We start from the raw sequence: 23632 nt of genomic DNA on the forward strand, positions 1-23632 counted from the left end.
GGGACCTGCCGACCGCTTAGAGCTTCTCCACCGGCGCGTACCGCAGGAGCAGTCGTTTCGGCTTCTCCTCGCCGAAGTCGACCGTCGCCTCGGCGTTGTCACCGCTGCCCTTGACACCGACGACGGTGCCGAGCCCGAACGAGTCGTGCGTGACCCGGTCGCCGATGGTGAGGGCCACCACGGGCCGATCCTTGACGCGCCGCGTCGCGAAGCCTCCCCCAGGCCCCGCCTTGCTCCCGCCGGCACCGCCCGAGCGGGAGGACGGGAACGAGGAGACCGCGCCCATGGACGCCGACGGCGTCGACGGGCCGGTGCGGCGCCACTGCACGTACTTCTCGGGGATCTCCTCCAGGAAGCGCGACGGAGGGTTGTACGCGGGCTGGCCCCAGGCGCTGCGCATGCTCGCCCGGGTCAGATACAGCCGCTCGCGGGCGCGGGTGATGCCCACATAGGCGAGCCGCCGCTCCTCCTCCAGCTCCTTGGTCTGGCCGAGGGCGCGCATGTGCGGGAAGACGCCGTCCTCCATGCCGCTGAGGAAGACGACGGGGAACTCCAGGCCCTTCGCGGTGTGCAGGGTCATCAGCGTGATGACGCCGCTGCCCTCGGTGTCCTCGTCCGGGATCTGGTCGGAGTCGGCGACCAGCGCGACCTTCTCCAGGAACTCCGCCAGGGTGCCCTGGTCCTCGCCCTCCCGCTCCTGCTCGAACTCCAGGGCCACGGCGGCCAGCTCCTGGAGGTTCTCGACGCGGGTCTCGTCCTGCGGGTCGGTGGACGCCTGGAGCTCGGCGAGATAGCCCGTACGCTCCAGGACCGCCTCCAGGACCGTCGCGGGCCCGGCGCCGGACTCGACGATGGTGCGCAGCTCCTCCAGCAGGACGTTGAAGCGCTTGACGGCGTTGGCCGAGCGGGCCGCCATGCCGTACGCCTCGTCCACGCGCCGCAGGGCCTGCGCGAAGCTGACCTTCTCGCGCAGCGACAGCGCGTCGATCATGGCCTCGGCGCGCTCGCCGATGCCGCGCTTGGGGACGTTGAGGATGCGCCGCAGCGGCACGGTGTCCTCGGGGTTGGCGAGAACGCGCAGGTAGGCCAGCACATCGCGGACCTCCTTGCGCTCGTAGAAGCGCACTCCGCCGACGACCTTGTAGGGCAGGCCGACGCGGATGAAGATCTCTTCGAAGACACGCGACTGGGCGTTGGTGCGGTAGAAGACGGCGACGTCGCCGGCCTTGGCGTCGCCCGCGTCGGTGAGCCGGTCGATCTCGTCGGCGACGAACTGCGCCTCGTCGTGCTCGGTGTCGGCGACATAGCCGGTGATGGCCGCGCCTTCGCCGGCCTGGGTCCACAGGTTCTTCGGGCGGCGGTTCTGATTGCGCTCGATGACGGCGTTGGCGGCGGAGAGGATCGTCTGCGTGGAGCGGTAGTTCTGCTCCAGCAGGATCGTCGTGGCCTGCGGATAGTCCTCCTCGAACTGGAGGATGTTGCGGATCGTCGCGCCGCGGAAGGCGTAGATCGACTGGTCGGCGTCACCGACGACGCACAGCTCGGCGGGGCCGAGGTCCGGGGTGTTCTCCGCGGTGCCGACGAGCTCGCGCACCAGGGTGTACTGCGCGTGGTTGGTGTCCTGGTACTCGTCGACCAGCACATGCCGGAAGCGCCTGCGGTAGTGCTCGGCGACGTCCGGGAACGCCTGGAGCAGGTGGACCGTGGTCATGATGATGTCGTCGAAGTCGAGGGCGTTGGCCTCGCGCAGCCGCGACTGGTACATCGCGTACGCCTGGGCGAGGGTCTTCTCGAAGCCGTCGGCCGCCTGCCCCGCGAAGTCCTCCTCGTCGATCAGCTCGTTCTTGAGGTTGGAGATCTTCGCGCTGAACGACTTCGGCGGGAACTTCTTGGGGTCGAGATCCAGGTCCCGGCAGACGAGCGCCATGAGCCGCTTGGAGTCGGCGGCGTCGTAGATCGAGAAGGAGGAGGTGAAGCCCAGCTTCTTGCTCTCGCGGCGCAGGATCCGCACGCACGCGCTGTGGAAGGTCATCACCCACATGGCGTTGGCGCGCGGGCCGACGAGCTCCTCGACGCGCTCCTTCATCTCGCCCGCGGCCTTGTTCGTGAACGTGATCGCGAGGATCTGGCCCGGGTGGACGTGGCGCGCGCCCAGCAGGTGGGCGATGCGGTGGGTGAGCACGCGCGTCTTGCCGGAGCCGGCGCCCGCGACGATCAGCAGCGGCGAGCCGGTGTGCACCACGGCGGCGCGCTGCTGGTCGTTCATCCCCTCCAGCAGGGCGGCGGGGTCGATGGCAGGCCGGGCCGCCCCGTCGCGGTAATACGCCTCGCGGGGCACCGGCGCGTCGAAGGCGCCCCCGAAGAGGTCGTCCGGGACCGGCTCCGGGGCCGTGTGCTCCGGGGGCGGCGGGTGCTCCTCGTCCGCAGGGCCGAGATCCGCCAGGAAGCTGTCGTCAAAGAGGCTGCTCATCGCCTCCCGAGTCTAGGCCGCCGCACTGACAGCCGGTCCCGCTTCCCCGAACACCCTTCGAATGAGGCTCACGTCACGCGCGCCGGGCAACGCCGACTCCTTGTGCCCGGAGCGGCCGACGCCTCACGTCCAGAGCACGGCGACGAAGACGTTCGCCGCGGTCAGTGCGCCCACCGTGCCGAAGGCGGCCGCCTCGACCTTCTCGTCGTCCCGCTTCACATAGACGAGCCCGAGGATGACGATCAGGAGCGCCAGCTTCACGCCGATCTTGAACGTGTTGACGGAGTTGCCGTCGGCCTGGTTGAGGCCGACCAGCGCGACACCGGTGACCAGCATGGTCAGCGCGCCGTGCAGCATCGCCGGGACCATGCGCGCCTCGCCCTTGCCCATGGCCTTCATCTGGGTCATGAAGCCGCCGAGGAGGGCGGCGATGCCGATGATGTGGAGGCCGACGACGGCGTGAATCAGTACGTCCATGAGGCCCGACCCTAGCCGGGGCCATAGCAGCTGCCCGCGGCGAGGTGGGGCTCAATCGGCACATCGGTCAGGCAGCGGGTTTATGAATCCATCCGTATCCGGGCCGCCCTGTCACTCTCTGTCGCGGTACAGCCGATTCCGGGCATTACCGGTCATGTGCGTTCTCGGGCGTGACCGGCCGGTTTAGCGTCCCTCTCCAGACGGCGGTCCGCGCTCTCCCCCTCGTCAGCGGGCCGCCGCCACCAACCCCCGCCCACGGGCCAGAGTGACCCTGCGTGCTCAGTACGACAGCAGGTGTGGAAGGAAGGAACGGCCGACGTGGCATCGCACCGAAAGCCCAAGCAGCACCCGCTCGCCGGCACCACCGCGCGGGCCGCGGCCGCGCTCGCCCTGGCGGGCGCGGCCGGCACCACCGCTCTGGAGGGTGTCGGCCACGCCGCGCCCCTGCCGGAGCCGGCCCAGCTGCGGGCGCGCGTCGACCGGTACTACCAGGAGGCCGAAGTGGCCACGGAGCGTTACAACGGTGCCAAGGAGAAGGCCGACCGCGCCGAGTCCGAGCTCGACGGCCTCCAGGACGAGGCGGCCCGCCGCACCGAGCGCCTCAACACCGCCCGCAACGCCCTCGGCTCCCTGGCCACCGCGCAGTACCGCACCGGCGGCGTCCCCGAGAGCGTACGGCTGCTGCTGTCCTCCTCCCCCGATCAGTATCTGGAGCGGGCCACGCTGACCGACCACGCGGGGAACCGTAAGGCCGTCGCCATCGCGCGGTACCAGCGGGAGCTGCGGGACGTGCGTCAGGTGCGCACGTCCGCCGCCGGCCGGCTCGCCGAGATCGAGCGCGAGCGGGACACGCTCGCCCGGCACAAGCGCGCCGCCGAGACGAAGCTGGCCGACGCGAAGGCGCTCCTGGAGCGGCTGCCTTCCCAGGACCGCGCGGCCGTCGAGCGCGGGGAGGCCGCGGACCCGGCGACGGGCGGCGGTCCGGCCGCCGCCCCCCGGGCCGACCGCTCCGCGCCGCGCGCGGACCTCCAGGCCGCCCAGCCCGCCACCGGAAGGGCCGCGCAGGCGGTGGCCTTCGCCTACTCCGCGCTCGGCAAGCCGTACGTCTGGGGTGCGACCGGGCCGTCCGGGTTCGACTGCTCGGGGCTGACCCAGGCGGCCTGGCGCGCGGCGGGCGTCTCGCTGCCCCGTACGACGTACACCCAGATCAACGCCGGACGGCGGATCTCCAGGGGGCAGCTGGCCCCGGGCGACCTGGTGTTCTTCTACTCCGGCATCAGCCATGTCGGCCTCTATGTCGGCGGCGGGCAGATGATCCACGCCCCGCATCCGGGAGCGCCGGTGCGGCTGGCGCCGATCGACGAGATGCCGTTCGCGGGCGCGGCCAGGCCGGCTTGACCCGAGGCTACGGTCCCCTCCGCGCTCAGGAACCGCCTAGTGCTTGACCTGCTTCGTCAGCCAGCGGAAGACGTCCGGCACCTGGCGCTTCCACACCGCCGTGCCGTGGCCGCCCGCACCCGCCGGGATCATGCTCACCTGGACGGTCGTCGGCGCCTTCGCCGACTGCTTGATCGCCAGACCTCCCTGGTAGCCGTCGCCCTCCGCCCCCGAGATGAACAGCGCCACACGCGGCGGCGTCTTCGCGCGCTGGAGCATCTTCCAGGGGTTGTGCTCCTCGCGCAGCGCGGGGGTCTTGGCCGTCAGGGAGGCGGGCTCGCCGGAGGGGTCGTTGTAACCGGAGAGGCTGACGCCGGCGCGGTAGCGGTCGGGGTGGGCGATGGCGAGCTTGGTGGCGCAGTGCGCGCCCGCCGAGTAGCCGGCGACGGCCCAGCCGTCGGCGCCGGTCTCGGCCCGGAAGTTGTCGACGACCATCTTGCGGACGTCGACGCTCAGCCAGGTGTCGGCGTTGGCCTTGCCGGGGATGTTGGCGCAGCCGGTGTCGACGTCGCCCAGGAGCGTGGTGCGGGGCGCCACGACGATGAAGGGCGCGACCTCGCCCTTCGCCATCAGCGGCTTGAGCTGGGTGTTGACCTCCAGCGAGCCGAACCACGCCTTCGCCGAGCCGGGGAAGCCGGGCAGGACCTCCACCACCGGGAACTTCTTGTCCTTGTACGCCGGGTCGTCGTACTGCGGCGGCAGCCAGACGTAGACCTCACCGTCGACACCCGATATGCGGCCCTTGAGCTGGGTCTCCTGGACGCCGGGGCCCATACGCCTGTCGGACGCCGGCTTGAACTTCTGGAGGACCTTCGGCTCCTCGTCGGCGTTCTTGCCGCCGGTGCCGTCCGGCCCGAGGTCGGCGGCCGTCTTGACGTGGTCGCCGGTGCCGAGCAGGTCGTCCCAGTTGTCGAAGAGCCCGTTGGAGTTGTTGACGATCACGAAGACCATCGTTATGGCGGTGGCCTGCGCGAAGAGCAGCATGAGCAGCCGGGCCGTGTGGCGTACGAGCCCGGGGCCGCCGATCCTGCCCCACAGCGCCAGCGGCAGCACGAGGGCCACCACGACCAGCGCGATCGTGGTGAGGAAGAAGGGCGTCCCCGTCAGGCTCATCGTGCTCTCGTTTCGGGTCTCTGCCCGGGCGCGGGCGTGGGCCCTGCGCGGAGTGAGAGCCTCTCGTCCGTTTAGATGGGCTGAGGGCCGCCTCGGTTCCAGCCGGTCGTCAGACCAGCCGTCGGGCCGTCGCCCAGCGGGTCAGCTCGTGGCGGTTGGAGAGCTGGAGCTTGCGCAGGACCGCCGACACATGGGACTCCACGGTCTTCACCGAGATGAACAGCTGCTTGGCGATCTCCTTGTAGGCGTAGCCGCGGGCGATCAGGCGCAGCACCTCGCGCTCGCGCTGGGTGAGGCGGTCGAGGTCCTCGTCGATGGGCGGGGCGTCGGTGGAGGCGAAGGCGTCGAGGACGAAGCCCGCCAGCCGCGGGGAGAAGACGGCGTCGCCGTCCTTGACCCGGAAGACGGCGTCGACCAGGTCCGTGCCCGTGATGGTCTTGGTGACATAGCCGCGGGCGCCGCCGCGGATGACACCGATGACGTCCTCGGCGGCGTCGGAGACCGACAGGGCCAGGAAGCGCACCGGGCGCTCCGGGGCGGCCATCAGCGGGGCGCAGCGACGCAGCACCTCCACCCCGCCGCCGCCGGGCAGGTGGACGTCCAGCAGGACGACCTCGGGGCGGGTGGCCGTGATGACGGTGACCGCCTGGTCCACGTCGGCGGCCTCGCCGACGACCTCGACGCCCGTGCGGTGGGTGGCTCCGATCTCCGCCTGCACACCGGTCCGGAACATCCGGTGGTCGTCCACCAGCACGACCCGTGCGTGCCGCTCCGTCGTCTCTTCGGTCGTCATGACGCCCTCTCCGCCCTCTCCATTTCCAGCTCCACTTCGGTTCCCCCACCGGGCACGGAGCGCAGTCTCGCCGTGCCGCCGTTGCGCTGCATCCTGCCGATGATGGATTCGCGGACGCCCATGCGGTCGTCCGGCACCGCGTCCAGGTCGAAGCCCGGGCCCCGGTCGCGTACGGAGAGAAAGACCGTGCGCCCCTCGACCTCGGCGAAGACCTGGACGGCGCCGCCCTCGCCACCGTACTTGGCGGCGTTGACCATGGCTTCACGCGCGGCCTGCATCTGTGCGGTCAGCTTCTCGTCCAGGGGACAGTCGCCGACGACCACCACCTCGATGGGCACGCCGTGGTGGTCCTCGACCTCGGCGGCGGTGGCCTTGACGGACTCGGCGAGGGTGGCGGGCTCCTCCGCCTCGTCCTTGCCGCGCCCCTCGGGGCGGTAGAGCCAGGCGCGCAGCTCGCGCTCCTGGGCGCGGGCGAGCCGGGCGACCTCGCGGGGGTCCTCGGCGCTGCGCTGGATCAGGGTGAGGGTGTGCAGCACGGAGTCGTGGACGTGGGCGGCGACCTCGGCCCGCTCCTGGGCGCGGATGCGCATGGTGCGCTCGGCGGAGAGGTCCTGGGCCATCCGTACGAGAGAGGGACCGGCCAGCAGGGCTATGCCGACGAGGACGGCCAACGACGCCTGGAGGACCGTGCCGAGGTGCTCCGCCGAACCCTGGAGGACGACGATGCCGGTCACCCCGACGCCGGCCAGGGCGACGCCCGCCGCGCCGCGCGCCAGGGGCAGGACGCGCTTGCGGCGGCTGACCTCCATCCAGTGGGCACGGCGGGCGTTGTCGGCCTGGCGCCAGACGAGGGCGACTCCGGCGCCGATGAGCACCAGCGGCCAGATGTAGGCGTTGGCGCGGCCGAGGTGGAGGTTGTCGACGAAGATGGCGGCGCCGACGACGAGCGCGACGAGCGCGAAGACCTGTCCCCGGTCGGGCTTGCGAGGGAAGGGGCGCCGCCGCCCGTCGGGATGCGTCTCCATGGGCGCGGGCCGTGGCGCGTCGACCCCGCCGACGCCGAGCGGCACCACGAACCAGAACACCGCGTAGAGCACCGCGCCCATGCCCTGGGCCAGCAGCAGCGCCAGGAAGACGATGCGGACCCAGGAGACCGGCACGCCCAGGTGCCCGGCGAGCCCGCGCGCCACGCCGCCCAGCATCCGGCCCTCGGCGCTGCGGTAGAGCTTGCGCAGAGGGGCGCTGTCGGGGGAGGGCGCGTAGGCGCCTTTGGGGCGGGGCTGCGTCGGCGGAGCGGCGGTCATGCTCAGATCGTCACACGCCGCTACCGGTCGAAGCATCAGGGTCGACCCTGACGGGACCCGGGGAAAGCTGCCTACTTCTCGATCCGGAACCCCTCGCTCACGGTGTCGAAGACGCGCCGGTGGCGGTCCCAGTCGGCCGCGGGGCCGGAGACGTAGATGGCGTACTCCTTGCCGCCCTCGCGTCCGAAGCCGAGGTCGAGAGCCCGGAACTCGCGGGCCCGGCCACGGAACGTGAACTCCCAGACCGCCGCGGGCTCCCCGCGGAAGCGGGTCTCCTGCAGGCGGCCCCTGTGGTAGTCGTCGACCTGGGTCCTCGTCTGGGCCTCGACGTCCTTGAAGTGCTGGACGGGGTCGGAGCTCGCGAAGTCGAGGGCGTTGATCTGGAGCTTCACCAGTCCGGTGCGGTCGATGTAGTCGACCTCCACGGCCGACTTCTCGATGCGGTTCCAGCCGTCCGGCACGGGGAGGGAGACGCCGAGCTTCTTCTCCTTCGCCAGGTGGTAGCCCTTGGGCACGGGCGGGGGCTTGAACGCGGACGGCGACGCGCTGGGGGCGGGCGGCCGAGCCGGGGTCTCCTTGGTGTCGTTCGAGGGTGCGGCGCTGGTCGCCTCCTCGGTGGAGCCGCCGTCCCCCCACAGGAAGTAGGCGCCGCCCGCGAGCCCGGCGAGAGCGACGGTGGCCACCGCGATCCACAGCGGTGCGCGGCTCCCGCGCCCGCTGCCGCCCTCGGCGGCCCCGGCGGACGCCTCGGGCCCGGTCCCGGCTTCTGTCCTGGCTTCTGTCCGGGCCTCTGCTCCGGCCTCTGTTCGCGCCTCTGTCCTCGGCGCGGTTGCCGTCCCTCGTGCCGTCTCGGGTATCGGCTCGGCCGCCGTCGGGCCGGGTATCGGCTCCGTGCCGGCCGTCGGCGCGGCCGTGCGGGCGGCTCCGGGGCGCGGCTCCGGCACGCTCATGTACGCCGTCTCCGCCTCCGCCGCCGGCTCGCGCAGGATCTGCTCGGTCAGGTCGGCCGGGGGCCGTACGGCCGGGTCCTTCGCGAGCAGGGTCTCGATGAGCCGGGTGAGCTCGCCCGCCCGGCGCGGGGGCTCCAGCGGGTCCATGGCGATCGCGTAGGCCGTCTCGACCGCGGTGTCCTTGCGGAACGGCGGCCGGCCCTCCAGGGCCTGGTAGAGCGTGGCGCCGAGGGCCCACAGGTCGGAGGCGGGGCCCGGCTTGCCGCCCTTGACCCGCTCGGGCGCGATGTAGTCGATCGAACCGACCATCTCGCCGGTCTTGGTCAGGGTGGAGGTGCCGGTGGACTGGGCGATGCCGAAGTCGGTGAGGACGACCCGCCCGTCGTGGCCCAGCAGCACGTTGCCGGGCTTGACGTCGCGGTGCAGCACCCCGGCGGCGTGGGCCGCCCGCAGCGCGGCGATCATGCCGCGCCCGATCCGGGCGGCCTCCTCGGGCGTGACGGGACCGTCCTTGATGACGTCGCCGAGCGTGATGGAGGGCACGTACTCCATCACGATGCAGGGCAGGCCGCGGTCGTCGACGACGTCGTGGACCACGACGACGTTCGGGTGGTTGATGCGGGCGGCGCTCCGCGCCTCCCGGCGGGTGCGCTCGTAGAGGGTGGCGAGCTCGTCGTCCTCCAGATAGGGCGAGACGTGCAACTGCTTGAGGGCGACCTGACGGCCGAGCAGCTCGTCCTCGGCGCGCCAGACCGTACCCATGCCGCCGCGGCCGATCCGGTCGAGGAGCCGGTAGCGCCCGGCGACCAGTCGGCCGTGGTCCGGCCCCGGCCCCGCCGCCGCGGGCCCGGACACTGACTCAGACACCTGTACCCCTCCGGTTCCCCCGTACGTGATCGATGCGCCACGATATCCGGCACCGTCTAGGGGGCGATCTCAGGGAACGGCCAGGGTTGTCAGGTGTGCCGTAAGCGCGTTCCGGTTGACACCATGTCCTGTATGACCGACACACCCACCAGCCAGGACGCGCAACCGGCGGGCGCGGTTCACGGCACTTCGCAGGATGCCCGACCGCCCCTGCGGCGCAGCCGTGAGCACAAGGTGGTCGCCGGGCTGTGCGGCGGCCTCGGCCGCTGCTTCGATCTCGACCCCGTCATCTTCCGTGTCGTCCTCGGGGTGCTCGCGGTCACCGGCGGCCTGGGGCTGATCGTCTACGGCTTCGCGTGGCTGCTCATCCCCCTGGAGGGCGAGGAGGAGAACGAGGGCCGCAGGCTGCTGTCGGGCCGGGTCGAGGGCCCGGCGCTGACGGCGGTGCTGTGCGCGCTGGTGGGCTGCGGGTTGTTCCTGTCGATGCTCAACAACAGCGCGGTGATGTCCTTCGGCCTGATGCTGACGCTGGCCGTGGTGGGCGCGACCTACTGGTCGGGTCACCGCCGCCGGGCGGAGGGCGAGGAGACCGCCCCCACCACGCAGAAGTCGGCCCCCGCGCCGCCGGAGACCAAGGCGCCGCCCGTGCCGGTCACGCCGTCCTGGTGGCGCGACCCGATCGTCAAGGACGGCACGACGGGCCCGATGGGTGTGGAGACCGGCTATCTGTGGGGCCCGGACGACGGCCCCCAGGACCGTCGTCCGACGGCCGCCCGCACCCCCGCCCGCCCGGTCAGGACCGGTCGGCGGCTCGGCGGCTGGACGTTCCTGACGGCCGTCGTCGCCTTCTCGCTCGGCACCGGCCTGGCCTGGCACCACCAGCCGCTTGGCACCTGCCTGGAGATCGGCCTGGCGCTCGCGCTGGGCGTCCTCGGGCTCGGCATCGCGGTCAGCTCCCTCTACGGGCGTACGGGCGGCGGCACGGCCATCGCGGCCGTGCTGACGGCGGCGCTGCTCACCGGCGCGGCCGCGCTGCCGAAGTCGGTGACCACCGACTGGTCGCGCTCCACGTGGCACCCGGCGAGCGCGGCCGAGGTGCGGAGCGACTACCGCGTGGGCAGTGGCGTGGGCGTGCTCGACCTGACCGGCCTGCCCTGGCCCAAGGGCATCCCCGTCCGTACGCACGCCGAGGTCGGCGCCGGTCAGCTCAGGGTCGTCATCCCCGAGGACATCAGGGCCGAGCTGACCATCGACGTCGGCGTCGGCGACATCCAACTGCCCGGTGAGGCGCGCGACAACGTCGACGTCAGGCCCGGGCAGAAGAAGCACACGACTCTGGAGCCGCGTTCCGGGAAGCCCTCCCGGGGCACGCTCCGGCTCCAGCTCAAGGTCGGCGTCGGTCAAGTGGAGGTGGAACGTGCGGCGGCATGACTTCGAACCGGGCAAGCTCGTGGTCGGGCTGGTGCTGCTGGGCGGCTGCGCCGCGTATCTCGCCGCCGCGCACGGCTCCTGGCACTTCCCCTCCTATGCGCTGCTGCCCGTGCTGGCGGCCGGCTTCTGCCTGGCCGGGCTGGTCTCCTTCCTCGCGTTCGTGGTGCGCCGCCACCGGCCGCGAGGCGGCGCCCCCACGGCCGCCCCCACCGGCACACCGGCCGACCCGGGCAGGCGCGACGGGGCGGAGTGATGGGATGAGGTGACGGGGTGGGGGGACAGGGCCGGGGGACCGGCGGTCGAGGCGTCCCCGATGGACGGCCCGTCAGGCAGGCAGCCTCATATGGACAACCTCCCGTGCCTGCGGCCGCGCCCCCGCCCCCGCCTGCGGGCCGCCCACGCCGCGTCCACCGAGAACACGGGCGCGCCGGCGATGACCAGCGGCAGCCAGGCCATCAGATAGGCCAGGTCGTTGCCGTAGTAGTAGGGCGTGGACGCCCAGCTGACCGTCATCCACAGGCTGAGCGAGATGAGCGCGCCACCGGCCGCCGCCACCCGGGCGAACAGGCCCAGCAGCGTGCCGATGCCGACGGCCACCTCGCCGATGCCTATCGCGTAGCCGAAGCCGACCGGGCTCTTCAGGGCCAGGTCGACCAGCGCCGGGACGGCGGAGGCGTCCCGCACCGAGTGCAGCAGATCGCCGAGGGAGCCCGGCCCGCCGCTCGCCAGGAACGCGGAGTCGGTGAGCTTGTCGAGGCCCGCGTAGACGAAGGTGACGCCGAGGAAGACGCGCAGCGGAAGCAGTGCGTACCGGGAAAGAGCGGACCGGCGGTCCGTGCCGCCGCCCACCCCGTCCCCGCGCCCCAGGAATGCCATGCCGACCGCCGCCTCTCCGTCTTTGCCGTCACCCGACCATACGTAGGGGAAGCCATGCGCGCTCAGCCTGTGGACAACCACGGCCGGACACCGGCTCGCCGGTCACACCGCGTACGGCGGCCTGTGGACGACGCAGCCGAGGGGCCCGCGTCCGCCCTCAGGTCAGCAGCTCCGGCTCGCTGCGCGATATCTGCTGGTAGAGCGGCTGGTAGTTGATCCACGCGACCAGGTCGCCGCCCAGTTGCTCCCGGGTGTGCTCGGCGTGCGCGGCGTCGATCAGCACGGTTTTCCCGGCGGCCTTCGCCACGAGCTGCACCTGGCACGAGCGCTCCATCGTGATGAACCACCACGCCGCCGCGTCCACGGAGTCCCCGACCGTGAGCAGGCCGTGGTTGCGCAGGATCACGGCCTTGTGCGGCCCGAGGGCGGTCGCGATGCGCCGCCCCTCCTCCTCGTCCACGACGACGCCCGTGTAGTCGTCGAACAGCGCGTGGTCCTGGTAGAAGGCGCAGACGTCCTGCGTGATGGGCTCCAGCAGCTCCCCCAGCGCGGACAGCGCCCTGCCGTACGTGGAGTGGCTGTGCGCGGCGGCCACGACGTCGGGCCGGGCCCGGTGGACCTGCGAATGGATCGCGAACGCCGCCTGGTTGACGTGGTACCGGCCCTCGACGACCTGCCCCTGGTGATTGACGAGGATCAGGTCGGAGACGGTGATGTGCTTGAAGGACATCCCGAAGGGGTTGACCCAGAAGTGGTCGGTGAACTCCGGGTCCCGCGCGGTGATGTGCCCCGCGACGCCCTCCTCGAACCCGAACCGCCCGAAGAGGCGGAGTGCGGCGGCCAGGCGCTCCTTGCGGTGGCGCCGCTCGTCCTCGACGGAGTCGTGCTTGGGCGGCATGGCGAAGTGGAGCTGGTCGGTGGGTATGGGCTCGGGGGCGGTGGCCTGTGACCCGGGCTGCGACATGGCGGGGCTCCTCCGGCTGCGGCGATCCGTGGCTACGACACGGAAGCTACCGTCGGGTACCGGAGGAGACCAGGCCATGTCCGTTCCGAAAGCTACATCCGATCGATCTCCGTGAGATCGATGTCGATGTCGAACGGCACGGCGAGCTTGAGCGCACCCTGGTACGTCCCTGTCGGAGCGTACTGACGCGTTTCCTTGTCCAGCTCGAAGACCTGGACAACCGGCCGGTCGTCCACCCCCGCCATCTCCACCCGCCAGAAGTACGGGATGCCCGCGGTGGCGTACTTGTGCGGCTTGGTGTCGTAGTCCCGGGACTCGGAGTCCGGAGAGACCACCTCGACCGCGAGCAGCACATCCCTGACCTGGAAGCTCGTCTGACCTCGGCTCCGTACCGACGCGGCGCGTACGACCAGGACGTCCGGCTCCGGGCCGTTGCGCTTGTCGATCACCACAGTCATTTCCCGGGCGACCCTGAGCTCGGGCGGCGCGCTGCGCCGCAAGCCGTTCACCAGAAGATCGATCACAACGCTGTGGAAATACCGTTGTGGACTCACGAAAACCAGGCTCGCGTCGATCAGCTCCGTGTGCGGCGGGAGGTCGGGCAGCGTCAGCAGGTCGTCCACGGTGTAACCGTCCTGCGGCGGCACCGGCCAGTGGTGCGCGATCTCAGCGGTCATAAGTCCTCCCATGGACGGGATCCTGGGCCGTACGGCCAGCGTACCCACCACGAACGCCGATGCCGCCACCCAAACGAATGAGCGACGGCATCGGCGTTGACCGTACAAAAGGCCTATCGGAAGGCCAGTGGGATTACTCCCACTCGATCGTCCCCGGCGGCTTGCTGGTCACGTCCAGCACCACGCGGTTCACATCGGCGACCTCGTTCGTGATGCGGGTCGAGATCTTGGCCAGCACCTCGTACGGCATCCGCGTCCAGTCCGCCGTCATGGCGTCCTCGGACGAGACCGGGCGCAGCACGATCGGGTGGCCGTACGTGCGGCCGTCGCCCTGGACGCCGACGCTGCGGACGTCCGCCAGCAGGACGACCGGGCACTGCCAGATCTCCTTGTCCAGGCCGGCCGCCGTCAGCTCCTCGCGGGCGATGGCGTCGGCCTCGCGCAGCAGGTCGAGGCGCTCCTTGGTGACCTCGCCGACGATGCGGATGCCCAGGCCCGGACCCGGGAAGGGCTGGCGCTGGACGATCTCGTCGGGCAGGCCCAGCTCGGAGCCGACCATGCGAACCTCGTCCTTGAACAGCTGGCGCAGCGGCTCGACGAGCTCGAACTCCAGGTCCTCGGGGAGGCCGCCCACGTTGTGGTGGGACTTGATGTTGGCGGTGCCGGTGCCGCCACCGGACTCGACCACGTCGGGGTAGAGCGTGCCCTGGACGAGGAACGCGACGTCCTCGCCCTCGGCGCCGGCCTCGGCCACGATCTCGGCCTGGGCCTGCTCGAAGACGCGGATGAACTCACGGCCGATGATCTTGCGCTTGGTCTCCGGGTCGGAGACGCCGGCGAGGGCGTCCAGGAAGCGCTCCTGGGCGTCGACGACCTTCAGCTGCACACCGGTCGCGGCGACGAAGTCCTTCTCGACCTGCTCGGTCTCGCCCTTGCGCATCAGGCCGTGGTCGACGTAGACGCAGGTGAGCTGGTCGCCGATGGCCTTCTGTACGAGGGCCGCGGCCACGGCGGAGTCGACGCCGCCGGACAGGCCGCAGATGGCGCGCTTGGTGCCGACCTGCGCGCGGATCGCGGCGACCTGCTCCTCGATGACGTTGCCGGTGGTCCACGTGGGCTCTATGCCGGCGCCGCGGTAGAGGAAGTGCTCCAGGACCTGCTGGCCGTGCGTGGAGTGCAGCACCTCGGGGTGGTACTGGACGCCGTAGAGCTTCTTCTCGTCGTTCTCGAAGGCGGCGACGGGCACGACGTCCGTGGACGCGGTGACCGTGAAGCCCTCCGGGGCGGCGGAGCAGGCGTCACCGTGCGACATCCACACCGACTGCTCGGCCGGAGTGCCCTCGAAGAGGGTGGAGGAGGCCTTGGAGACGGTCAGCGGCGTGCGGCCGTACTCGCGCGCGCCGTTGTCGTCGACGGTGCCGCCCAGGCTGGTGGCCATCAGCTGGAAGCCGTAGCACATGCCGAAGACGGGGACGCCGGCCTCGAAGAGCGAGCGGTCGATGCTCGGGGCACCCTCTTCGTAGACCGACGAGGGACCGCCGGAGAGGATGATCGCCTTGGGGTTCTTCCCGAGCATCTCGGCGACGGGCATCGTGCTGGGCACGACCTCGCTGTAGACCCGGGCCTCGCGGACGCGGCGGGCGATGAGCTGGGCGTACTGCGCACCGAAGTCGACAACGAGCACCGGGTCCGCGGTGTTGTCGTGGGCGGCGGCGGGGGGGGCTGCTGACACGGGCGCGGCCTTCCGGCGGTGGTGGAGAGGGGTCTGTATTTGTCGATTCTACCGGGGCGCGCGTGCTTCCTTTTGTCTCACCATCCGAATCGGCGTTGGCCATGGCCCCTTCCCCGGGTCATACTGTGCGCCATGCGCAAGCACCTGACCTACGTCTTTACCTATGGCACCGGGCCCGTCCGGCTGCCATGGTCGTGCTGCTTGAGCAACTGACAAGCGACTTCCCCAGGCGCCCCGGGCCGACAAGGCCCGGGGCGCCTGTCGTTTTCCCGGGCTTCGCCGCTCCAGGGGCCGCACCCCCTTTTGGAGAAACACACATGAGCACCACGACCCTCACCGACACCGGCGCCCGTACCGACGAGGCCGCCGGCGTGATCACCGACGCCCGTGACCGGATCGACGATCTCGACGGCCGGATCATCGGGCTGGTGCAGGAGCGGATGGCCGTCTCGGCGGTGATCCAGCGCGAGCGCATCGCCTCCGGCGGCCGCCGGGTGAACCTCTCCCGCGAGATGGAGATCCTCTCCCACTACAGCGACCAGCTGGGCAAGCCCGGCACCGCGCTCGCCATGACGCTGCTGGAGCTGTGCCGCGGCCGGATCTGAGTTCGTCGCCGCGAAGTCCGGCGCGTCACCCGTACGGAGCGTGACCGCCTCGTGACCGTCTTCGTTGGACCCGGTGTCCGCGCCAGCCAGGAGCGGCCCACCGAGATCCACGCGTGGCTTCCGTCCCTGTTCACCTGGGCGCCCGGCAATGACAGGGCGGATCCACCGGAGTGTGAGACGTACGCATACGTATGTCGTGGGACCTCACTCCGGTGGCACGGCGACCGGTCAGCAGGGGACAGCAGCCCGGCCGCCACCCAAGGGACGGTCGGTTCCGGGGACGCCTGGAACCGACCGTATCCGGTCGAAACGGTTGCGCCGAGCGCGGCGCATCCCGCACGATGCAAAGGGGCATCGATCCCCTTATCCCGCACCACCATTGGTCCGACCACTGGGCCACCTCCCGACCCGCGGCGCTCCCCCCGGCGCCGCTTCGCGGCACCGACCCCGCCCTGACCTCGGTGCCGGCAGTCAAGGGCCCCGTGGCCGCCCGCACGCCCCCGCGGAGGCGGCCCGGGGCCCTTCGCCGTGTCCGGCGGTGACGCTCACGTAAGCCTCACGCTCCAGGAGCGCGGGACTTACCCCTGCTCCTCTGTGAGACCCGCGGAACGCCTCGGCACCGGCGGCACCGCCAGGAACGGCAGCCGCAGGGCCGCGAACGCCTCCTTGGGTACCGCCGGGTACCGCGGCACGACCGTGGCCACCCGCTCGTACGCGCTCCCCTGCGCCGGACGGGGATCGGCCTCGCCCTTGTTGGGCCAGAACGACATCGCCCGCTCCGCCTGCGCCGTGATGGTCAGGGACGGATTGACGCCGAGGTTCGCCGAGACGGCGGCGCCGTCGACGACCGAGATCCCCGGGTGCCCGTACAGCCGGTGGTAGGGGTCGATGACGCCCTGGGACGGGTCGGCGCCGATCGGGCAGCCGCCGAGGAAGTGGGCGGTGAGCGGGGTGCCCATCAGCTCGCCGACGTTGCTGCCCGCGAAGCCGTTGATCTCCCGCGCGATGAGCGTGGCGGCCTCGGTCGCCTCCGGGATCTGCTTCGGGTTCGGCGCCCCGTGCCCCTGCCGGGCGGTGAGCAGCCCCTTCCCGAGTCCCTTCGTCTTCCGGTACGTCGTCAGGGAGTTGTCCAGCGACTGCATGACCAGGCCGATGATGGTCCGCTCCGACCAGCGCCGGTTGGACAGCGAGCGCGCCAACCGCGCCGGGTGGCGTGCGCAGCGCGCCGCGAAGGCGAGCACCCGTGGCGCGCGCGTGCCCACCGGCACCTGGAGGATGGACAGCAGTCCCATCGCGTTGGAGCCCTTGCCGTAACGCACGGGCTCGATATGCGTGTTGGCGTTCGGGTGGACGGAGGAGGTGATCGCGACGCCTCGCGTGAAGTCGACCCGGGGCGCGCCGTGGGCCTTGCGGTAGCGGCGGTCGTCGGTCTGGGCGCCGACCAGCGCCTCGGAGTTCGTCCGGGTGAGGTGCCCGAGCCGGTCGGGGATGCGGGGCAGCAGCCCCTTGTCCTTCATGGTGTGCAGCAGCGTCTGGGTGCCGTACGTGCCCGCGGCGATGATCACGTGCTCCGCGCGCAGCACCTTGGGCGCCGCCTTGTGCCGCTTGTCGGTGGGCAGGGTGACGACGCGGTGGCCGCCGTCGCGGTGCTCGGTGACGGCGACGACCGTGGTCATCGGGTGGATGACGGCCCCGGCCTGCTCGGCGAGGTGCAGGTAGTTCTCGTTGAGGGTGTTCTTCGCGCCGTGGCGGCAGCCGGTCATGCACTCGCCGCACTCCGTGCACGCCGTGCGGACCGGCCCCGCGCCCCCGAAGTAGGGATCGCCGGCCTCCGCGCCCGGGTCCGTGCGTTCCGTGCCGTCGCCGTCGCGTCCGTCCCCGAAGAAGACGCCCACGGGCGCCATGCGGAAGGTGTCCCCCACGCCCATCTTCTCGGCCGCCGCCTTCAGGTGGACGTCCGAGGGCGTCATGGTCGGGTTGAGCCGCGCGCCCAGCATGCGCCGCGCCTGGTCGTAGTAGGGCCGCAGCTCCTCCTGCCAGTCGGTGATGCGGGCCCACTGCGGGTCGTCGAAGAAGGGCTTCGGCGGTACGTACAGCGTGTTGGCGTAGTTGAGCGAGCCGCCGCCGACACCGGCGCCCGCGAGGACCATCACATGGCCGAGCAGGTGGATGCGCTGGATGCCGTAGAGGCCGAGGGCGGGCGCCCACAGGTAGTTGCGCAGGTCCCAGGAGTTCCTGGGCAGGGTCTCGCGGGTGAAGCGCCGGCCGGCCTCCAGCACGCCGACGCGGTACCCCTTCTCGGTCAGGCGCAGGGCGGACACCGCGCCGCCGAAGCCCGAGCCGACGACGATGACGTCATAGTCGAACGCTGACACGCTCACCTCCGTATGAACGGCTCCGTCCGGACGCGCGTCCGGTCAGCGCAGGCGCAGGGCCTTCATCGCCCGCAGGCCGCGGGTCATGATTTCGGCGTACTTCTCGTCCGTCAGCCCGAACGACGGCCCCATCGGCATCAGTCGCTGCTGGGCGACGGTCTGGGCCTCGGTGTATTTCAGGATGCCCTCGGAGCCGTGGCGCCGGCCGAGGCCCGAGTCGCCCATGCCGCCCATGGGTGACTGGGCGCTGCCGTACGCGGCCGCGTACGCCTCGTTGACGTTGACGGTCCCGGCGCGCAGCCTGGCCGCTATCTCGTGGCCCCGGCGGCCGTCGGTGGTCCAGACGCTGGCGTTGAGGCCGTACGGGGTGGCGTTGGCGAGGCCGACGGCCTCGTCCTCGTCGCGGAAGCGGTAGACCGAGACGACCGGCCCGAAGGTCTCCTCCGCGCACAGCGCCATGGGCGGTTCGACGCCGTCGAGGATCGTCGGCTCGTAGAACAGCGGCCCGACGTCGGGGCGCGGCCGGCCGCCCGCGAGGACGGTGGCGCCCTTGGCGACGGCCTCCTCGACGTGCCGGGTCACGGTCTCCAGCTGCCGGTGGGAGACGAGCGATCCCATGTCGGCGCCGTAGGCCAGGCCGGTGCCGAGTCGGAGCGCCTTCGTACGGGCGGTGAAGCGCTCGACGAACGCGTCGGCGACCGACTCGTGCACGTACAGCCGCTCGATGGAGACGCACAGCTGGCCGGCGGAGGAGAAGGCGCCGCGGACCGCGCCGGCGGCGGCCTTCTCGACGTCGGCGTCGCGCAGGACCAGCATCGCGTTCTTGCCGCCGAGTTCGAGCGAGCAGCCGACGAGGCGGGCGGCGGCGCCCTGGGCGACCTCTCGGCCGGTGCGGGTGGAGCCGGTGAAGGAGACGTAGTCGGCGTGGGCGACGACGGCGGGGCCGACGACCGGGCCCTCGCCGAGCACCACCTGCCAGACCTCCTCCGGCAGACCCGCCTCGATCAGCAGCTCCCGCGCCCACAGGGCGGTCAGCGCGGTCTGGGTGTCGGGCTTCATCACGACGGCGTTGCCCGCGACGAAGGCGGGCAGGGCGTCACCGACGGACAGCTCGAAGGGGTAGTTCCAGGGCGCGATCTGGCCGACGACGCCGCGCGGTTGGCGCAGCTCGGTGACCTTCGTCAGGGTGGGGACGACGCCGGTGTGCCGCCTGGGCCGCAGGTACGCCGGTGCCTTGCGCCCGTAATGGCGTGCGGACACGGCGACGGCCTGCACCTCCTCGTGCGCGTGGAGGCGTGCCTTGCCGGTCTCGACCTGGATCAGATCCAGCACCTCGGACTGGCGGGCGAGTACGAGGTCGTGGAAGCGCAGCAGGACGGCGGCGCGCTCCCGTACGGGCACGCGGGCCCACTGGCGCTGTGCCTCGCGGGCGCGTACGAAGGCGGTGGCGACGTCCTCGGGCGTGGACTCCGGCAGGTCCGCGAGCTTTTGCCCGGTGAAGGGCGCGTGACCGGCGGTGGCCCCGGATCCGATGACGTCCCGGGTGAGGCGGCCGACGAGAGCCGGGGTGACGACGTCGGCGGCGGTGCGGGTGCCCGCCGGGGTGACGGGATTGCCGTCGGTCACGTCCGTTGCCACTGCTGCGCTGTGCCGCGAGTCGGTCATGCGGCGAGCGTATGACGGGTCGGACGCTTTGGGTACCCGGCAGTAACTACTTTTCGCCGGGCACCCACGCGCCTCACTGGTTCTGGATTTTGAGGTACTTGAGGACGTTCTCGAAGAGCTTGTCGCCGTTCTTGCGGCCCTCGCCCTTGGCGGGCATGGTCACCTGGAGCGTCCAGGAGGCGGTCTTCGCGTCGTTGACGATGACCTGGGTGCGCAGGGCGCTCCTGGGGGCGTCCTCGCTGTCCCCGGACTCCCGGTAGACGGTGACGACCTCCGCCGCGTCCATGCCCTGGTGGGGAGCGGCCTTGGCCGTGGTCGACTTGGCGTCGTTGACCGAGAGCGCCCTGCCGCTCTTGAGGTGATCGGCGATCCTCTGGGCCTCGACGTCGGCCGAGCCGATGTCCTTCGGCTCCTTGTCCACCACCGACTTGCGGCGCTGCTCCAGGGTGTCCCGGTCCAGGCTGATGTGGAAGACACCGCTGGGGTCGTCGAACTCGACCAGTCCGTCTTCGGCCTTGAGCTTCTTCGGGTAGTCCTGGGGGACCGTGACAGAGGCCTTGGCAATCTCGGGCTCGTTCACAACCTTCCAGTTCAGCGGGACGGCCGGCCCGACGGCGAAGGGGTTGATGACCAGCAGCACCACGGCGGCGGCCACGACCACCGCTCCGCCGCCGAGTCCCCACTGGAGCTTGCGGTTGCCCTGGAGGACCGGCGGCACCCACTTGCTGCCGGTGGCCTGCGCGCGCGGCGCGGTGTACGCCGACGGCCGCGGGGCCACCGGCCGGGCCACGGCGTCCAGCACCTGCCGGACCTGGGCCCCCGTCGGGCGGGAGGCGGGGTCCTTGCGGAGCAGCCCCATGACGATCGTGCTCAGCTCGCCCGAGCCACGGGCCGGCATCTGGGGCTCGGTGGACAGGATGGACTGGAGCGTGGCGGGGGTGTTGGAGCGGCGGAAGGGGGAGACGCCCTCCACGGCCGCGTAGAGCACGACGCCGAGCGACCACAGGTCCGACTCCGGGCCGGGCCGCTGGCCCAGGACCCGCTCCGGAGCCACGTATTCCGGTGAGCCGACGAAGGCGCCCGTCTCCGTCAGGCCCTGCTCGCCCTCGATCTGGGCTATGCCGAAGTCGGTGAGCACGACGCGCTCGTTGGGTCCGAGCAGGACGTTGTCCGGCTTCACGTCGCGGTGCAGGACGCCCGCCTCGTGCGCGGCGGACAGCGCGCCCAGGACGGCGAGGCCGATCCGGGCGGCCTCGCGCGGGTCGAGGGTGCCCTCTGCGAGCAGGTCGCCGAGCGAGCGCCCGCGCACCAGCTCCATGACGATCCACGGGCGGCCCTCCTCGACCACCACATCGTGGACGGTCACGACCGAGGGGTGGTCGATGCGGGCGGCGGCGCGCGCCTCGCGCTGCATGCGCTGGTAGACGTTCTGCCGCTGGTACTCCGGCAGGTGGTCGGGGACGCGGGGTTCCTTCACGGCCACATCGCGGTCGACGACCTCGTCGCGCGCCTTCCAGACGGTGCCCATGCCGCCGTGGCCCAGGCGCGACACGAGGCGGTATCGGCCGCCCACCAGTCGGCCGACGCCGGGGTCGGCGGCCGGGGTCGGGGTGGGCGGGGCGTAGACGGTGGCCTGTGGTGCGGCTGGGCTGTGCGGTGCGGCCGGCCCCTGAGGCGCGGCTGCGCTCTGCGGGTGTGCCGGGGCTTGGGTGTACGCCGGCGGTTGATGAGGCCCGGCGGGGCTCTGCGGCGCGGCCGAGCCGTACGGTGCGGCTGAGCCGTGCGATGCCGCCGAGCCCTGTGGGGCCACCGCGCCCTGGGGCGGCGCCGCGGGCACGGCGCTCCGGGCGGGTACAGGCGCCGGCGGCTGGAGATCGTAGCTGGTGGGCTCGTTCGCCCATCCCCCGTCGTTCGTCATGACCCCATCATTACTGATGGCGGCGCCCGGCCCGCACGCTGATACGAGGCGGTGCGCGGCCGGCTCAGGGACTGGAAACGGGCCTGACACGGACGAATGTGTCGAGCGCGACGTCCGCGTACCGCCGCGCCTCGGCGGCCCGCGCGGACGGGCCGGACACCCACAGGTCATACATCTTGCCTCCTTCGTCCCAGCAGATGTCATACGTGCGGACGGGTCCGATGGCGGGATCGTCCCAGGTGAACTCCCAGGTGGCGGCGCGGTGTCCGCGCTGGGTGGTCTGTCCGAGACCGGCCGAGCGGTAGCCCGGATAGCGCTCCGGCGCCTGCGCGGTGGCGGCGCGCAGCGTGCCCATGGGCCCCTCCTCCTGCGGATCCTGGATGAGGACGCCGAGGCGGAACTCCTTGTCGGGTGAGTAGTAGTAGACGCGCGGCGGTTCGAGGGAGCGGGTGAAGCCGTCGGGGACGGCGAGGGCGAATCCGGCGGGGTCGCGCACCGCCTGATAGCCGGGCGGCGCCTTGACGCTCGCGGTGGCGGGCGGCTCAGGGACGGACGGGGACCAGACCACGGGCCCGCTGGCCGCCCGCGTCGGCACGCCACCCGCCCCGGCGCTGTCCCGGCCGGCCAGCAGTGCGGCGACGCCGGCGCCCATGCCGGCCAGGGTCACCACCGCGACGGCCGCCATGAGGGCGGTACGGGCGCGTCCCGGGTGATGACCGTGCTGCCCGTACGCGGGCGGTGAGGCGCGCTGCGTGGTCTCGCCCGCCGAGCCACCCGGCGCGGCGCCGCCCCCGTCGACGTACGGGCTCAGGAGCCGTTCCGCCTCCGTCGCGCTCATCCTGAGCCTGGGGTTGCGTTCGAGCAGGCCCTGGACGACCGGCAGCAGCGGCCCCGCGTCCGCCGGTGGCCGGATCTCGTCGTGCACGACGGCCTGGAGGACTCCGCCGAGGGAGTCACGGCGAAAGGGCGACTCGCCGCTGAGCGCCACACACAACAGCACCCCCACGGACCACAGATCGGAGGCCGGGCCCGTCTCCATGCCGGAGATCCGCTCGGGCGCGGTGTACTCGGGCGAGCCGACGAAGGCGCCCGCCTCGGTGATGGTCGTGGTCCCCGACACCTGGGCGATCCCGAAGTCCGTCAGCACGACGCGCCCGGTGCCGGCCTCCAGCAGGACGTTGGCGGGCTTGATGTCCCGGTGCAGGACGCCGCGCGCGTGCGCGGCGCGTACCGCGCCGAGCAGCGCCACGCCGATGCGGGCCGCCTCCCGGACGCCGACCGGCCCTTCCGCCACCAGCACGTCGGACAGGGCGCGGCCCTCGACGAGCTCCATGACGATCCAAGGCCGTCCGTCCTGTACCACTATGTCGTGCAGGACGACCACGTTCGGGTGGCTGATCAGCGCCGCCGCGCGGGCCTCGCGCAGCGTGCGGTCGATCTGCGCGTGCGCGGCGGGCCCGGCGAGGGCGCCCCCGTCCAGGTGCAGCTCCTTGACCGCGACCTCTCTGGCCAGCAACTCATCCGTGGCACGCCATACGGTGCCCATACCGCCGCGAGCGATCCTCGCGCTGAGGCGGTAGCGTCCGGCGATCAGACCATCGTGCGCAGCGAAGGTCCCCATACGCCCATCTTTCCCCACCTCCCCCCGCCCCACCGCGCCCGTACCGGACGCTTCGCCGAACTACCGCTCGACGATGAGCAGCACGCCGTGGCTGCCGGGCCGCACGGCGTGCGGCGTGTGCGGTGGTACGAGGCACAACTCGCCCGCTCCTAGGGCTATATGGGCGCCGACCAGGTCGAGTTCGAGCCGTCCCTCGATGACGAACAGCGCCTCGGCATCCTCATGAACCTCTTCCTCCAATCCCGTTCCACCCATCCACAGCACCTTCACCCGAGCCCCACCGGCCTCACCCAGCACGCGGGAGGTCCATGCCTGGGGGATGTCTCGCGCCAGGTGCGCGACGTTGATCGTTTCCAT

19 protein-coding genes are annotated in these 23632 nt (G+C 71.8%); 4 read left to right on the forward strand and 15 right to left on the reverse strand.

The genetic code is table 11. The annotated features are described in order from the left end of the window. Window positions 1–16 precede the first annotated feature (16 nt). Complete coding sequence (pcrA, locus tag ACZ303_RS13900) at window positions 17–2470, reverse strand: DNA helicase PcrA (RefSeq protein WP_467338501.1); 2454 nt, start codon at window positions 2468–2470, stop codon at window positions 17–19. 123 nt (window positions 2471–2593) lie between these two features. Then, window positions 2594–2947 carry a hypothetical protein gene (locus tag ACZ303_RS13905; protein WP_467338503.1) on the reverse strand — a complete coding sequence of 118 codons (354 nt, stop codon included), beginning with the start codon at window positions 2945–2947 and terminating at the stop codon, window positions 2594–2596. Window positions 2948–3265: 318 nt separating this feature from the next. Here ACZ303_RS13905 and ACZ303_RS13910 point away from each other — a divergent pair, with 318 nt between their 5' ends. Next, a complete protein-coding gene (locus ACZ303_RS13910; protein WP_467338505.1) occupies window positions 3266–4345 on the forward strand; it encodes a C40 family peptidase in 1080 nt (359 codons plus the stop codon). A 36-nt stretch (window positions 4346–4381) separates the two neighbouring features. Here the strand turns inward: ACZ303_RS13910 and ACZ303_RS13915 are convergent, their stop codons facing one another. The 4 genes from ACZ303_RS13915 to ACZ303_RS13930 all read right to left on the reverse strand — a co-directional run bounded on the left by ACZ303_RS13915 (window position 4382) and on the right by ACZ303_RS13930 (window position 9411). Next, window positions 4382–5497, reverse strand: coding sequence for an alpha/beta hydrolase (locus tag ACZ303_RS13915; protein ID WP_467338507.1), 1116 nt, complete (start codon window positions 5495–5497; stop codon window positions 4382–4384). Window positions 5498–5606: 109 nt separating this feature from the next. Next, a complete protein-coding gene (locus ACZ303_RS13920) occupies window positions 5607–6290 on the reverse strand; it encodes a LuxR C-terminal-related transcriptional regulator (RefSeq protein WP_467338509.1) in 684 nt (227 codons plus the stop codon). Further along, a complete protein-coding gene (locus ACZ303_RS13925; protein WP_467338511.1) occupies window positions 6287–7594 on the reverse strand; it encodes a PspC domain-containing protein in 1308 nt (435 codons plus the stop codon). Before ACZ303_RS13925 ends, ACZ303_RS13920 begins: the two co-directional genes overlap by 4 nt. A 71-nt stretch (window positions 7595–7665) precedes the next feature. Continuing rightward, window positions 7666–9411, reverse strand: coding sequence for a serine/threonine-protein kinase (locus ACZ303_RS13930; protein ID WP_467338513.1), 1746 nt, complete (start codon window positions 9409–9411; stop codon window positions 7666–7668). A gap of 132 nt (window positions 9412–9543) precedes the next feature. On the opposite strand from ACZ303_RS13930, the gene ACZ303_RS13935 reads away from it, so the two are divergent. Together ACZ303_RS13935 and ACZ303_RS13940 are read left to right on the forward strand one after the other, a co-directional pair. Beyond that, window positions 9544–10842 (forward strand): PspC domain-containing protein, encoded by a 1299-nt coding sequence (locus tag ACZ303_RS13935; protein ID WP_467338515.1) that lies wholly within the window; start codon window positions 9544–9546, stop codon window positions 10840–10842. Continuing rightward, window positions 10829–11095, forward strand: coding sequence for a hypothetical protein (locus ACZ303_RS13940; protein WP_467338517.1), 267 nt, complete (start codon window positions 10829–10831; stop codon window positions 11093–11095). The genes ACZ303_RS13935 and ACZ303_RS13940 overlap by 14 nt, the downstream gene beginning before the upstream one ends. Window positions 11096–11181: 86 nt before the next feature. Here the strand turns inward: ACZ303_RS13940 and ACZ303_RS13945 are convergent, their stop codons facing one another. The 4 genes from ACZ303_RS13945 to guaA all read right to left on the reverse strand — a co-directional run bounded on the left by ACZ303_RS13945 (window position 11182) and on the right by guaA (window position 15091). After that, a complete protein-coding gene (locus ACZ303_RS13945) occupies window positions 11182–11718 on the reverse strand; it encodes a DoxX family protein (protein ID WP_467338519.1) in 537 nt (178 codons plus the stop codon). A gap of 157 nt (window positions 11719–11875) precedes the next feature. Next, window positions 11876–12682, reverse strand: coding sequence for a class II aldolase/adducin family protein (locus tag ACZ303_RS13950; protein WP_467338521.1), 807 nt, complete (start codon window positions 12680–12682; stop codon window positions 11876–11878). A 92-nt stretch (window positions 12683–12774) separates the two neighbouring features. Continuing rightward, a complete protein-coding gene (locus tag ACZ303_RS13955; protein ID WP_467338523.1) occupies window positions 12775–13359 on the reverse strand; it encodes a Uma2 family endonuclease in 585 nt (194 codons plus the stop codon). Window positions 13360–13492: 133 nt separating this feature from the next. Then, window positions 13493–15091 carry a glutamine-hydrolyzing GMP synthase gene (gene guaA, locus ACZ303_RS13960; protein ID WP_467338525.1) on the reverse strand — a complete coding sequence of 533 codons (1599 nt, stop codon included), beginning with the start codon at window positions 15089–15091 and terminating at the stop codon, window positions 13493–13495. Window positions 15092–15408: 317 nt separating this feature from the next. Between guaA and ACZ303_RS13965 the strand changes: the two genes are divergently transcribed. Then, on the forward strand, window positions 15409–15696 hold the full coding sequence (locus tag ACZ303_RS13965) for a chorismate mutase (protein ID WP_467338527.1): 288 nt from the start codon (window positions 15409–15411) through the stop codon (window positions 15694–15696). Between the two features lie 578 nt (window positions 15697–16274). Here the strand turns inward: ACZ303_RS13965 and ACZ303_RS13970 are convergent. The 5 genes from ACZ303_RS13970 to ACZ303_RS13990 form a co-directional block, all read right to left on the reverse strand. Then, window positions 16275–18071: a GMC oxidoreductase gene (locus ACZ303_RS13970; protein WP_467338529.1), complete on the reverse strand. Its 1797-nt coding sequence runs from the start codon at window positions 18069–18071 to the stop codon at window positions 16275–16277. Between the two features lie 42 nt (window positions 18072–18113). Beyond that, the gene (locus ACZ303_RS13975; RefSeq protein WP_467338531.1) at window positions 18114–19736 is read right to left on the reverse strand and encodes a succinic semialdehyde dehydrogenase; all 1623 of its coding nucleotides are present in this window, start codon (window positions 19734–19736) and stop codon (window positions 18114–18116) included. A 73-nt stretch (window positions 19737–19809) separates the two neighbouring features. Next, the gene (locus tag ACZ303_RS13980; RefSeq protein WP_467338533.1) at window positions 19810–21654 is read right to left on the reverse strand and encodes a serine/threonine-protein kinase; all 1845 of its coding nucleotides are present in this window, start codon (window positions 21652–21654) and stop codon (window positions 19810–19812) included. Between the two features lie 64 nt (window positions 21655–21718). Beyond that, entirely contained in the window at window positions 21719–23275 is a 1557-nt protein-coding gene (locus tag ACZ303_RS13985) for a serine/threonine-protein kinase (RefSeq protein WP_467338535.1), read from the reverse strand. Between the two features lie 60 nt (window positions 23276–23335). Beyond that, window positions 23336–23632: a cupin domain-containing protein gene (locus tag ACZ303_RS13990; RefSeq protein WP_467338537.1), complete on the reverse strand. Its 297-nt coding sequence runs from the start codon at window positions 23630–23632 to the stop codon at window positions 23336–23338.

Source organism: Streptomyces sp. NPDC023527, from assembly GCF_055560115.1.

Bases quoted from the DNA above. Each gene is read 5' to 3' on its own strand.
- ACZ303_RS13915 (WP_467338507.1), bottom strand. From the start codon at position 5,497: ATGAGCCTGACGGGGACGCCCTTCTTCCTCACCACGATCGCGCTGGTC.
- ACZ303_RS13990 (WP_467338537.1), bottom strand. From the start codon at position 23,632: ATGGAAACGATCAACGTCGCGCACCTGGCGCGAGACATCCCCCAGGCA.
- ACZ303_RS13975 (WP_467338531.1), bottom strand. From the start codon at position 19,736: ATGACCGACTCGCGGCACAGCGCAGCAGTGGCAACGGACGTGACCGAC.
- ACZ303_RS13920 (WP_467338509.1), bottom strand. From the start codon at position 6,290: ATGACGACCGAAGAGACGACGGAGCGGCACGCACGGGTCGTGCTGGTG.
- ACZ303_RS13925 (WP_467338511.1), bottom strand. From the start codon at position 7,594: ATGACCGCCGCTCCGCCGACGCAGCCCCGCCCCAAAGGCGCCTACGCG.
- ACZ303_RS13955 (WP_467338523.1), bottom strand. From the start codon at position 13,359: ATGACCGCTGAGATCGCGCACCACTGGCCGGTGCCGCCGCAGGACGGT.
- ACZ303_RS13935 (WP_467338515.1), top strand. From the start codon at position 9,544: ATGACCGACACACCCACCAGCCAGGACGCGCAACCGGCGGGCGCGGTT.
- pcrA (WP_467338501.1), bottom strand. From the start codon at position 2,470: ATGAGCAGCCTCTTTGACGACAGCTTCCTGGCGGATCTCGGCCCTGCG.
- ACZ303_RS13945 (WP_467338519.1), bottom strand. From the start codon at position 11,718: ATGGCATTCCTGGGGCGCGGGGACGGGGTGGGCGGCGGCACGGACCGC.
- ACZ303_RS13965 (WP_467338527.1), top strand. From the start codon at position 15,409: ATGAGCACCACGACCCTCACCGACACCGGCGCCCGTACCGACGAGGCC.
- ACZ303_RS13905 (WP_467338503.1), bottom strand. From the start codon at position 2,947: ATGGACGTACTGATTCACGCCGTCGTCGGCCTCCACATCATCGGCATC.
- ACZ303_RS13980 (WP_467338533.1), bottom strand. From the start codon at position 21,654: ATGACGAACGACGGGGGATGGGCGAACGAGCCCACCAGCTACGATCTC.
- ACZ303_RS13950 (WP_467338521.1), bottom strand. From the start codon at position 12,682: ATGTCGCAGCCCGGGTCACAGGCCACCGCCCCCGAGCCCATACCCACC.
- ACZ303_RS13985 (WP_467338535.1), bottom strand. From the start codon at position 23,275: ATGGGGACCTTCGCTGCGCACGATGGTCTGATCGCCGGACGCTACCGC.